The following is a 12,181-nucleotide window of genomic DNA, read 5'->3' on the forward strand; positions in this document are numbered from 1 at the left end:
CGTGCTCGCCGGACAGCGATCCGCCGTGGCGCACCACCAGCTCCGCGGCCTGGCGGGTGAACTCGCGGAACACCGCGCGGCCGCGTTCGCTGCGCAGGTCGTAGGTGATGCGGATGTGCATGCACCCCGCCCCGAAGTGCCCGTACATGACGCCGGTGAGCTCGTGGGCGGCGAGCAGCTCGCGCAGATCGGCGAGGTAGTCGGCCAGCCGCTCGGGCGCGACGGCCGCGTCCTCCCAGCCCGGCCACGACTCGCCACCCGAGGCCAGCCGCGAGGACAGGCCCGCGCCGTCCTCGCGGACGCGCCACAGCGAGGCGCGCTCGGCCGGGTCGGCGGCCTTGCGGCCCTGCACCAGCCGGCCGTTCTCGCCGAGCCGCTCCAGCAGCCGGTCGGCCTGGGCGCTCACCGAGGCCGGGTCGTCGCCGTCGAGGTCGACGAACAGCCACGCCTGCCCGTCGGGCAAGCCCAGGACCGAGTCGGGTCCCCGCCGGTGCCGCATCGTGGCCACGATCGCCTCGTCGGTGCCCTCGACCGCGGCCGGTGAGAACTCCAGGATCGCCGGGACGTCGCGGGCCGCGTCGACCACGTCCCGGTAGCCGAGGCACACCAGCAGCGCGCTGGCCGGTTTCGGCACCAGCTTCATGCGCGCGCCCACCACCACCGCCCACGTCCCCTCGGAGCCGACGACGGCGCGGGCGATGTTGAACTTCCGCTCCGGCAGCAGGTTTTCGAGGTGGTACCCGGAGACCTGCCGGGGAATGCGACCGAGTTCGAGGCGCAGGGCGCTCAGGTGCTGCTGCGCGAGCCTGCTCAGCGAGCCGGTCAGCTCCTCCGCTCGTGCGGTGGCGGAGGAGTCGGTGGGATCGGTGGCGCGCAGGCCGGTTTCGGTGGCGGTCAGCCGAGCGCCGTCGGAGGTGACGAGGTCGATCTCGGCGACGTGGTCGGAGGTGCGGCCGTAGCGCACCGAGTGGTTGCCGCACGCGTCGTTGCCGATCGCCCCGCCCACGGTGGCGCGGCTCTTCGACGAGGGATCGGGCGCGAACGTGCGTCGACCGGCGGTGGCGCGTTCGACCTCGCCGGACAGCGCGGCGAGCACGACACCGGGTTCGACGTCGACCGTCCCGGCTTCCTCGTCGATGGCGCGGACCCGGTTCATGTACCGCGAGAAGTCCAGGACCAGCCCCGGTCCGACGGCGTTGCCCGCCATCGACGTCCCACCGCCGCGCGCGATGATCGGCGTGCCGGTGGAACGGCAGGCCTCGACCGCGGCCACGACGTCGTCCACCACGCGCGGGAAGACGACCGCGAGCGGTTCGACGCGGTAGTTGGAGGCGTCGTAGGAGTACTCGGCCCGCCGCCGGGGCGAGGAGTCCGCCGGCACCCCCGCCTCCGCGAGCGCCTCGAACAACTCCTCGTTGCCGTGCGGTGTCGTCTTCGGGGCGGCGGAATCGGTCATGGGGACTGGGTTCTCCCTCGCGAAGAGCGGTCCGGTGGTTGCGCCGTACCGTCTCAAACCTAGTCCAGCGCGGCGAGCAGAAACTCCGCCGGCGCCGGAGGTATTTCCCCTGGCGACATGTCTTCCCAGTTCAGAGCGAACCGGCATCGGCGGGAGGAGCGGGCAGACCTGGGCGCGGGTGCTGGCGATCACGCTGAGCGGGCGAGTCGCGAGGCCGTGACCCTGCGCCGTGTTCATCACCCTCATCGCCACCGGCGCTTGATCCCGCTCCCCGACCCGCCCCGGGTGGACCGCGCATCGGCGACCGGTAAACTCTCTTCCCGCTCCGGCGAGCTTGACCAGCGTGAACGTTGTCGCCGAGGCGTTGAGCAACGTCGACAACCCCCAGAACCGCAGCGCACGCGTCCGCCGGTTGATCATCCGCGCAGCGCCACTACCCCGTCCACCACGCCGCCGACAGAGTCACGGAGACCTCTTCCCCACCACGAGCGTCCTGTCGGGCCCCGGCGTCACGGTCAGCACCGCGGCGGCAGCAAGCGCGCCCGCGGTTCGCCGCACCACCCTCTTTCCCCAGCTCACGGAGTCGACGATTGTCTGATCCATCCACCGCGTCGCCGGAACACCGGCGGCCCGGGCCCGTCCTGCTCGTCTCGCTCACCCTGGCGGTCGCGATCGCCGTGTGGGGCACCGCCGCCGGTGACTCGCTGTCCCGGGTGGGCTCGGCCGCGCTCGACGGCATCACCCGCAGCTTCGGCTGGGCGTACCTACTGGTCTCGCTCGGGTTCCTGATCTTCCTGGTGTTCCTCGCCTGCAGCCGCTACGGGCGGTTGCGGCTCGGCCGCGACGACGAACGTCCCGCGTTCCGCAGGCTCACCTGGTACGCGATGATCCTGTCCGCGGTGATGGGCATCGGCTTGATCTCCTACGGAGTCGCCGAGCCGATCACCCACCTCGCCGAGCCACCGCACGGCATGGCCGCACCGATGACGCCGGCCGCCGCGGTGACGGCGATGCAGTTCTCCTTCTTCGACTGGGGCCTGCACGCCTGGGGCATCTTCGCCGTCGTCGGACTGGCGATGTCCTGGTCGATGTTCCGCCGCGGACGCCCCGGGCTGGTCAGCGCCCTGTTCCGGCCGCTGCTCGGCAAGCGCACCGAAGGGCCGGTGGGCGGCGCGATCGACGTGTTCGCGGTCCTGGCGACGCTGTTCGGCACCACCACGTCCCTCGGGCTCGGGGCGATGCAGATCAACGGCGGGTTCACCGCCCTGTTCGGCATCCCCGACTCCCCACCCGTGCAGTTCGCGATCATCGGGGTCATCACCCTGCTGTTCACCGCCTCGGCCCTGACCGGAGTGGCGCGCGGCATCCGGTTCCTGTCCGAGACCAGCATGGGTCTGGGCGCGCTGCTGTTCGTGTTCGTGCTCGTCGTCGGCCCCACGCTGTACCTGGTGGACCTCTACGTGCAGACCATCGGCCGCTACGTCAGCGAGCTGGTGTCGGCGAGCCTGATCACCCCGGCCAGCGGCGATCTCGACTTCATGCAGTCCTGGACCTACTTCATGCTCGCCTGGTGGCTGTCGTGGGCGGCGTTCGTGGGCGTGTTCCTAGCGCGCATCTCGCGCGGCCGCACGATCCGCGAGTTCGTCACCGGCGTGCTGGTCGTTCCCAGCGCGGTGTTCTCCATCTGGTTCACCGCCTTCGGCGGCACCGCGATCCACAGCGACCTCGCAGGCAGCACCCGCATCGCGGTGGCGGCCGCGGCCGATGAGAACTCGGCGTTCTTCGCCACCCTCCAGTCCCTCCCGCTGTCCACGCTGACCTCGATCGTCACGATCGTGCTCGTCGTGCTGTTCTTCGTCTCCGGCGCCGACGCCAACACCTTCGTGCTCGGGATGCTCACCAGCCGGGGCACCGAAGAGCCTCCGCGGTGGGTCCTCGCCCTGTGGGGCGTGGTGACCGGTGCCGCGGCGATCGCCCTGCTCGCCGCGGGTGGCTTGGAATCCCTGCAGCAGATGGTGATCGTCACCTCGGCACCGTTCCTGCTCATCCTCGTCGGCGTCGCCGTCGGCTTCTGGAAGGACCTCAGGACGGAGTTCGTCCCGCTGCCGGTGGCCGTGCTGGAGGAAGAACCCGAGAAGGCGCCGGTCTAGCGGCACGACCGGCGGGTTCATCCCGGGAGCGAACCCGCCGGTCCCAGCCGCACCAGCTCGATGACGTCGTGCCCGCGCGCGGGTGTGTCGACCTGCCACGTGCGCAACACCTGTCCCGGCGGCTCCGGCACGGCCGACCTGAAGCTGAGCGCGTAGGCGAACTGCGGCTTCGTCGGGTCCGGCAAGTGCTGCCAGTTCCACCGAAGCACCTTCTTCTCCAGTTCCCCGGCTTGGGCGTAGTGCTCGTCGAGCACGACCTTGATCATCCACGGATCGCCGAAGTGATCGACGATCCGGCCTCCGGAGAAGTACGACAGCGCCCCGATCTCGCCCGGGGCGCGCACCTGCTGACCACCGGTGAGCTCGGCTGTCTCGATCGCGATCCGCTGGTACTGGCCGCTCTGCGCGTGGTTGAGGACCAGCGGCATCGTCGACCAGGGCAGCGGCCCGGACGACACCAGGCACACGGCCGCGAACGCCAGCGCCGCCACGTAGCTGATCACGTTCCGGATCTGGGCCAGCACGATCGAGGTGGTCAGGATCGAGCCCGCCACGACCGGCGCGAAGTACCACGCTTCGGGAAACGCCCCGACCAGCGCGAGGGCCGCCCAGTGCACCCAACCGGCGAGCAGCGACACCAGTGCCACGCGCGCCCACGCGCGCCGGCGTTCCCTCCAGGCCCACGCGGCGCACAGCAGCCCCGCGACGACCGGAACGGCGGAGAGGATCGTCGGGCCCGGCAGCCGGACGTAGAAGAACCTGAAGGCCGCGTCCAGCATCGTCACGCTGCCCGGCGAGGTGACCTTGATGAAGGTCGAGTCCGGCACGAAACCGCCCAGGGCGTACCAGGAGAACAGGTGCCAGGGCAGCGCGATGAGCGCTCCGACGGCGGCTGCCTGCACCAGGCCCAGCCACTTCCTGCTGAGGTGCGGCCACAGCAGCAACGCCAGGAGGACTCCGGCGGGCACGACCAGATCGGGGCGGACCAGCACCGCCAGTCCCCACAGCACCGCCGCGGGCCACCGCTTGCCCTGGAGCGCGCAGCGGGCGATCCCCAGCAGGATCGCGATCCCGAGGTAGGTCTCCATCCCAGTCGCCGAGATCAACAGCGGGCTGCTCGCCAGCAGAGCCACCACCAGCACCGGCATGAACGCCGAAAGCCCCAAACCGCGAGCGATTTTCGCCGTCCACCACCCGATCAGCGCGAACACCGCGATCAGCAGCAGACCGACGGTCACCACTGGTCTGCCGACGACGAGGAAGATCCCGGTCAACAGCCAGGCGTTCAGCGGCGAGGTCTGGGTGTTGGACGGGCGATCCGGGAGCAGCCCCCAGTGCCCGTGCTCGGCGAGGTTGCGCACGTAGCCCAAGGTGATCCAGACGTCGTCGGCCAGGGCGCGGTGGACCAGGACCATCACTAGCGCACCGACCGCTGCGCCGAACCCGGCGGCGAACCACTCGAACCGCCGACTCCGCGAGGACAGCGGCGGAAGAGCGGCCTCGGGCTCGATCTCACTCTTGACCATGTCGGCAGACTGCCAGCACCGGAAGATCGAGAGTCTCAGGCGAACCCACACGTCAGGGGCAAAGTCCGCACCCTTTCGCGTGACCCGTGAATTGATCTCGGAACGATTCACCGATCACGGCGCGATCACGGTGCGCTACTCTGCGCGATTCTTCGCGGGCAGAGCGCTTACCGCGACCTTCATCGGCGCGGATTATCCCGGCGTTACCCATTCGCCGAAAAGCGCGCTGGAACTGGGGTCATCACTGCGCGTTCGCATTCGATCACGCTTTCCAATCTACTGCGGAGTATCCTTGTCCGCTTTCGATCTCGTGTGTATGGTCGCTCCCGTTGTGAACGGCCAGTCGGGGCTAGTTGTGCCGCTTCTCCTTTCGAGTGCTGCCTACGCGATTTGGGAAATCATGGGTCACATGGGCTCGACGACCGAGTTCGGCTTCGGCTGGTTGACGCCGGTCCTGTCGTACGTCATGGCGTGCGTCGGCGCCGGGCTCGGATTGCGCTGCATGGTGCGCGCTCTGGGGACGACGGGCCGTGCGCGCACCAGCTGGCTGGTCAACGGTGCCATCGCGATCGGCACCGGCATCTGGACGATGCACTTCATCGCGATGCTGGGCTTCAGCGTCACCGGCACCGACATCCGCTACGACGTGCCGCTGACCGTGCTGAGCCTGGTCGTGGCGATCGTCGTGGTCGGCATCGGGGTTTTCGTCGTCGGTTTCAGCCGCAGCAAGACCCCGGCGGTGCTGGCAGGCGGTGTGATCACCGGCATCGGTGTCGCCGTCATGCACTACGTCGGGATGTCGGCGATGCGGATGTCCGGCGAGATCTCCTACGACCCGCTGACCGTCGCGCTGTCCGTGCTCATCGCGGTGGTCGCGGCCACCGCGGCGCTGTGGGCGACGCTGACCGTGCGGGGTCCTCTCGCCGCGTTCGGCGCCTCGCTGGTGATGGGTGTCGCGGTGAGCCTCATGCACTACACCGGAATGGCCGCGGTGCACGTCGAACTGCATTCCGGCGCGCACCCGATGCATTCGGAACTCCCGGGCGCCACGCCGATGTCGTTCATCTTCCCGCTCACCGTGCTGCTGGGAACGTACTTGTTCCTGTCCTCGGCGTTCGTCGCGATCTCACCGAACGTGAGAGGCACGAATTCACACCGCGCCAGACCCGAACGGGAACACCAGACCACTTCCGGATAATTTCCCCGACCCGCTCTCGCCGCGCCGCGCAATTCGGTGGCAGCGGCCGGATCCGCACATCTCATTCCCGGATTCTCCATTTCGGGATGGAGGGCTGAGCACCCATGTCTGCACAACCGGCGCACGCGAAGCCGGAACGATCCCGCGCAACACCGCGCGTCCCCTCCCTGCTGCGCCCCAAGACGGTGCGGGCCAAGACCGTCGCCCTGCTGGCGGTGCCCGTCGTCTCGCTGATGGCGCTGTGGTCGCTGACGACGGTGACCGCGGTGCAGGACGCCTGGTCGCTGCACCAGGCCGAGGAACTGGACCGCACCCTGTCCGAACCGATGAACGACCTCGTGGAAGGCCTGCAAGCCGAGCGCGAGGCCGCGGGCCGGCATCTCGCCGCGCCCGCCTCGACCACCGAGCTCACTTCGGCGCACGAGCGGACCGCCGCGGCCGCGGCGGCGCTGCAGACCAGCGTCCGCCAGGCCAGCGCGAACATCGCGAACCTCGTGCCGGAACTGCGGGGACGCGTTGACGCGCTCAACAGCGAGCTGGATCGGCTCGGACCCCTGCACGAATCCGCGTTGGCGGGCACGGTCGACTGGAACACCGCCTACCGCGCCTACACGCGAGCGATCGACGACGTCCACTCCGTCGAGGAGCGGATCACCGGCGTCCAGCAGGGCGAGTCGGCCGAGGCCGCGCGGCTCGCGCTGGGCATCGGCCGCGTCGAGGAGATGCTCGAGCGCCAGGACACCGCCGCCACCTCCGCGTTCGCCGCCGCGCGGATGAGCCCTGAGCAGCACACCGCGTTCGCCGAGGCGCTGGGCGGCCAGCACGTGCTGACCGACGACCTCCTGCCCGAGCTGTCGAGCACCGACCGCGATGCCTACCAGCAGCTCACGCGCACCGCCGGCTACCGCGCGCTGCAGGACGTGCAGGCGCGCCTGCTGGCCGCCGACCCGGCCGCGCTCACCACGATCCCGCCGAAGCAGTGGCGTGACGGGCTCACCCAGGTGACGACGGCGATGGACGACGGGCGCGATCGAGCTCAGTCGACCCAGGCGGTCGCGGCCGCGGCGGCGACCTCGTCGGGGCGCGACGCCGCACTGTGGACGGTCCTCGCCGGTCTGGTCGCGGTGCTGCTGGCGCTGGCGATCTCGGTGCGCATCGGACGCGGCATGGTGATCGAGCTGGTCGGTCTGCGGAACTCGGCGATGGAGCTGGCCGACGAGCAGCTGCCGGAGGCGATGCGGCGCTTGCGCGCCGGCGAGAAGATCGACGTCTCGACCGCCGTCCCGGTGATCGACCCCGGCGAGGGCGAGGTCGGCCAGGTGGGTGCGGCGATCAACGCCGTCCAGCACTCCGCGCTGCAGGCGGCCGCCGAGCGCGCGGAGCTGCTCACCGGTGTCTCCGGGGTGTTCGTCAACCTGGCCCGGCGCAACCAGTCGCTGGTGCACCGGCAGCTCGGGCTGCTGGACGTGATGGAGCGGCGCACCGAGGACGAGAACGACCTGGAAGACCTCTTCCGCATCGACCACCTGGCCACCCGCATGCGGCGGCACGCCGAGAGCCTGATCATCATGTCCGGCGCTGCCCCGGGCCGCGCCTGGCGCACCCCGGTGGCGCTGATGGACGTGGTCCGGTCCGCGGTGTCGGAGGTCGAGGACTACACGCGGGTCAAGATCCGGCGGATGCCGCAGGAGCTGTCGGTGCTGGGCTCGGCGGTCTCCGACGTGACCCACCTGTTCTCGGAGCTGGTGGAGAACGCGACCGCCTTCTCCCCTCCGGACGCGACGGTGCTCGTCCACGGCGAGCCCGTCGGCTCCGGGTTCGCCGTGGAGATCGAAGACCGCGGCCTGGGCATGGCTCCGGAGCGGATGGCCGAGGCCAACCAGCGCATCGCGGAGGCCCACCGGCTGGAGCTGTTCGACAGCGGACAGCTCGGCCTGTTCGTGGTCAGCCGCCTCGCGCACCGCCAGGGCATCCAGGTCTCCCTGCGGCGCTCCCCCTACGGCGGGACCACGGCCGTGGTGCTGATCCCGTCGTCGATCCTGGTCAACCCCGTGCGGGACGCGGAGTCCACGATGGACTCGCTCCCGGCCGTTCCCACCGAGCCTCGATGGGGTGTCGAGTCTGGCGGACCACCTGCGTCCGAGCAGGGGGCGGACGAGGCCTGGACGGAACCGCAGGACGTCCCGATGAAAGCCGTGGCGACGCGACTGCCGATGCGTCGTCCGGCCCGTGGTCCCGATGGGTCCGCATCGGACGAGCCGCGCGCGGCCATCGAGCCACCGGCCGTGGAATCGAGCGAGCAGGACCCACCCGCTCGGCTCGAGGGTCGGCTCGACGACGAGGAGGTCGCGGGACTCCCCCGCCGCAAGCGGCAGGAGAACCTGGCGCCCGGGTTGAAGGCGATGGACACCCGCGGCAGCGCGGACGACGGCCCGTCCGCCTTCGACGCTGCCGTGTCCCCGGAGACCGCGCGCTCGATGATGTCGGCCCTCCAAGAGGGGTTCGCGCGCGGGCGCGGCGACCGGACCGAGGACTGAGACGAGGAGGAGCAACGGGATGCGTGCGACGACCGAGCACACCAGGGAGCTGAGCTGGCTCCTCGACGACCTGGCCACCAAGGTGCCGATGATCCGGGTCGCGCTGCTGCTGTCCAACGACGGGCTGGCGATGGCTTCGTCGTCATCGATCAGCAGCGAGGAGTCCGAGCACCTGGCGGCGGTGGCCTCCGCCCTGCAGAGCCTGGCCAAGGGGACCAGCAGGCACTTCGAGGCCGGTTCGGTGCGCCAGACCATGATCGAGATGGACGGCGGCTACCTGTTCGTGGTGGCCGCCGGTGGCGGCACGTGCCTGACGGTGTTCGCCGATGCCGGTGCCGACATCGGTTTCATCGCCTACGAGATGGCGCGGCTGATCAACCAGGTCGGCGAGCACATGTTCACCGCCGAGCGCGTGCGCGATGCGTGAGGCGGGAGCTCGGAGGTGAACAGATCGGATCAGCGCTGGTTCGACGACGAGGCCGGCCCGATGGTGAGGCTGTTCGCGCTGACGCAGGGCCGCGCGAAACCCCAGCAGTCCAACCTGGACGTGATCGCGCTCGTCGCCGCCCGCACCACGCCCGAGCAGGACATGACGCTCACCCCCGAGCAGGCGGGGATCCTCGACCTGTGCCGCGGGCGCCCGACGCCGGTCGCGGAGATCTCCGCCCGCTCGGACCTGCCGTTGAGCGTGGTCCGCGTACTGCTCGCCGACCTCGTCGAAGCCGGTCACATCCAGGTCGAACGCCCGACCCCGGCTCGCGAGCTGCCGAGCGAGAACATCCTCAGGGAGGTAATCGATGGTCTCCGCGCGCTCTGACGAGCCGGTGGGCCCGATGGCGTTGAAGATCCTCATCGCCGGCGGGTTCGGCGTCGGCAAGACGACGATGGTCGGCGCGGTCAGCGAGATCCAGCCGTTGCGCACCGAGGAGAAGCTCACCGAGGCCGGAGCCGAGGTCGACCGGACCGACGGCGTGGAGCGGAAAACCACCACCACGGTCGCGATGGACTTCGGCAAGATCACACTGCGCGACCGCTTCGCGCTCTACCTCTTCGGCACGCCCGGCCAGGACCGCTTCTGGTTCTTCTGGGACGACATCGCCCAAGGTGCGCTGGGCGCGGTGGTGCTCGCCGACACCCGCAGGCTGCGCGACTGCTTCGCGGCCGTCGACTACTTCGAGCGGCGGGAGATCCCGTTCATCGTCGCGGTCAACCACTTCGACGGATCCCGGTACTACGACGTCAACACCGTGGCCACGGCCCTGGACCTGGATCCGGGAATTCCCGTCATCCTGTGCGATGCCAGGGAAAAAGAATCAGCGAAGGACGTCCTGATCAGCCTCGTCGAGCACGCGGGCAGCGTCTACGCGGGCCGCGAACCCGCCCGCCACACCGGGCCCGTGCGACCACGGGCGTAGCAGCTCCCTCCCATTTTGTTCCATTCCGGACGTTTCGAAAGGTTTCCCGCGCAGACCGCGTTTCCCTGAGTACGGATTCGCATGACATGCGGGAGGAGACCGTGATGTCCAGTAGCAAACGAGCACGCACGGAGAGAACGCGTCGCACGGCAGCGGTAATCGCCGCCGCCGGCGCGAGCGGCGTGCTGATCGCGATGGGTGGCACCGGGATTGCCCAGCCACCGCCACCGCCACCGGCTCCGCCTGCTCCGGCACCACCTGCACCGCCTCCTGGCCTCGAGGAGCAGCCTCCTGGTGGTCAGCAGCCCGACCAAAACGAGGGTCGTGGCGATCAGATGAACGGCGGGATCGACACCGGCATGACCGTCGAATCGGTCAACGTCGTCAGCCAGGACCTCGACGACAACGCGCCGGAGCAGGTCGAGTACCGCTTCGCCAAGTCCGTCAGCGACGTGGGGGATCCGTCGTCCTTCCAGCTGTCCGGCTTCGCCACCAATGCCTCGGTCAAGGCGCAGAGCGCCCAGATCAAAGAAGGCGACACCAACACGGTGCTCACCGAGTACGCCCCCGGCACCGATGTCGAGGCGTTCACGGTGGCGATCACCGATTCGCAGGCGGTGCAGAACGAGAGCGGTCGCACCAACCTGCCGAACACCAACGAGCTCCAGGGCGGCGAGGGCGGCGTCACCGGCACCGACGCTCCGAGGCTGGAGAGCGCGCGCTCGAACGACACCCTTGATCAGGTGACCTACACGTTCGACCGCAACCTCAAGGAGAACGGCGGCGGAGCCGACGCCTCCAAGTTCGGTCTCTACACCCAGGACGGCCGGGCGATCGACGGGCAGTCCATCGTCACCTCCAACGACGACACGGTCACCGTCCAGTTCGACTCCCAGGTCGAGGACGGCGTGCGGCAGTTCGCCAAGGCCGATGCCGTCAGCGACACCCGGGGCGTGAAGAACGCACCGACATCCACGGGCGACGACACCACCGGACCGAACCTGGCCTCCACCAGCGGACTCATCGGCAAGACGCAGTTCGACTACAAGTTCGATCAGCCGGTGACCGCCGAGGACGCCCAGAAGTTCACGGTCTACACCGCGGACGGCAAGGCGATCCAGGGCTCCAGCATGGTGCAGCCCTCACCGGACACCATTCGGGTCGCGTACCCGGACATCCAGGACTACGGCGACCAGATCAGCTTGGCCGCAGTGGACGAGGGTGCCGCTCAGTCGTCCGATGGCTCCGCCACCCCGAACGCCGTGGGTGACCAGAGCGTCGGCGGCGACAGGGCGGGCAGCCTGACCTCGGGTCCGGATCTCACCGGCGCCTCGGTCGACTCCGACACAGGCCAGGTCCGCCTGGACTTCGACGAGACGATCGACGACGGCCAGGACTACGACAAGGCCGGCTTCCAGCTGGTCACCTCGGGCGGCGACAGGATCGAAGCCCGCGACGTCGTCGAGGTCGACGAGAACACCGTGCTGGTCAGCTTCAACCGGGCAGCTGCTGAGGCCTCGGACTCCGTGACCATCAAGAACAACGCGGTCCAGGACGAGCAGGGCAACGGCAACCTGGTTTCCAACCGGAGCCTGGGCGGCGGCGGCACCACCGCACCCGACCAGCCGAGCCAGCCCGATCAGGGCGGTCTCGAGGAGCAGGCACCTGCGACTCAGCAGAGCGACGAGCAGGACGACCTGAACCGCGACAACGACCGCAACGATCAGAACAACAACCTGGACGACAACCAGGACGACAACAACCGGGACAACGACCGGACCGATCAGAACGACGACCGGAACAACGACGGTCCCAACTGATAACCACCAGGTGTGCCTCGCTGCGACTAACCCCCCGCCCGGCCCACCCCCAAACCCGGGGGGGGGCCACCAAGTAGGG

The 12,181-nt window shown here is 69.6% G+C and carries 9 protein-coding genes; 7 read left to right on the plus strand and 2 right to left on the minus strand.

What is annotated here, in order from left to right; all coding sequences use genetic code 11:
* Positions 1-1,456: FAD-binding oxidoreductase (locus tag R4I43_RS20640; RefSeq protein WP_324267306.1), on the minus strand; the 1,456-nt coding region annotated here is incomplete at its 3' end.
* A gap of 590 nt (positions 1,457-2,046) precedes the next feature.
* On the opposite strand from R4I43_RS20640, the gene R4I43_RS20645 reads away from it, so the two are divergent.
* Entirely contained in the window at positions 2,047-3,606 is a 1,560-nt protein-coding gene (locus tag R4I43_RS20645; RefSeq protein WP_324267307.1) for a BCCT family transporter, read from the plus strand.
* A 17-nt stretch (positions 3,607-3,623) separates the two neighbouring features.
* Here the strand turns inward: R4I43_RS20645 and R4I43_RS20650 are convergent, their stop codons facing one another.
* Positions 3,624-5,132, minus strand: a complete 1,509-nt coding sequence (locus R4I43_RS20650) for a hypothetical protein (protein ID WP_324267308.1) — start codon at positions 5,130-5,132, stop codon at positions 3,624-3,626.
* A 409-nt stretch (positions 5,133-5,541) separates the two neighbouring features.
* Between R4I43_RS20650 and R4I43_RS20655 the strand changes: the two genes are divergently transcribed.
* The 6 genes from R4I43_RS20655 (at position 5,542) to R4I43_RS20680 (ending at position 12,102) form a co-directional block, all read left to right on the plus strand.
* Entirely contained in the window at positions 5,542-6,330 is a 789-nt protein-coding gene (locus R4I43_RS20655) for an MHYT domain-containing protein (RefSeq protein ID WP_324267309.1), read from the plus strand.
* Between the two features lie 104 nt (positions 6,331-6,434).
* A complete protein-coding gene (locus R4I43_RS20660) occupies positions 6,435-8,867 on the plus strand; it encodes a sensor histidine kinase (RefSeq protein ID WP_324267310.1) in 2,433 nt (810 codons plus the stop codon).
* Between the two features lie 19 nt (positions 8,868-8,886).
* The gene (locus R4I43_RS20665) at positions 8,887-9,294 is read left to right on the plus strand and encodes a roadblock/LC7 domain-containing protein (RefSeq protein ID WP_324267311.1); all 408 of its coding nucleotides are present in this window, start codon (positions 8,887-8,889) and stop codon (positions 9,292-9,294) included.
* A 15-nt stretch (positions 9,295-9,309) separates the two neighbouring features.
* Positions 9,310-9,684, plus strand: a complete 375-nt coding sequence (locus R4I43_RS20670; RefSeq protein WP_324267312.1) for a DUF742 domain-containing protein — start codon at positions 9,310-9,312, stop codon at positions 9,682-9,684.
* Positions 9,665-10,282 carry a GTP-binding protein gene (locus R4I43_RS20675; protein WP_324267313.1) on the plus strand — a complete coding sequence of 206 codons (618 nt, stop codon included), beginning with the start codon at positions 9,665-9,667 and terminating at the stop codon, positions 10,280-10,282. Before R4I43_RS20670 ends, R4I43_RS20675 begins: the two co-directional genes overlap by 20 nt.
* 335 nt (positions 10,283-10,617) lie before the next feature.
* Positions 10,618-12,102, plus strand: a complete 1,485-nt coding sequence (locus R4I43_RS20680) for a hypothetical protein (protein WP_324267314.1) — start codon at positions 10,618-10,620, stop codon at positions 12,100-12,102.
* Positions 12,103-12,181: the final 79 nt, after the last annotated feature.

This window comes from Saccharopolyspora mangrovi (assembly GCF_035320975.1).
GTDB lineage: Bacteria > Actinomycetota > Actinomycetes > Mycobacteriales > Pseudonocardiaceae > Saccharopolyspora > Saccharopolyspora mangrovi.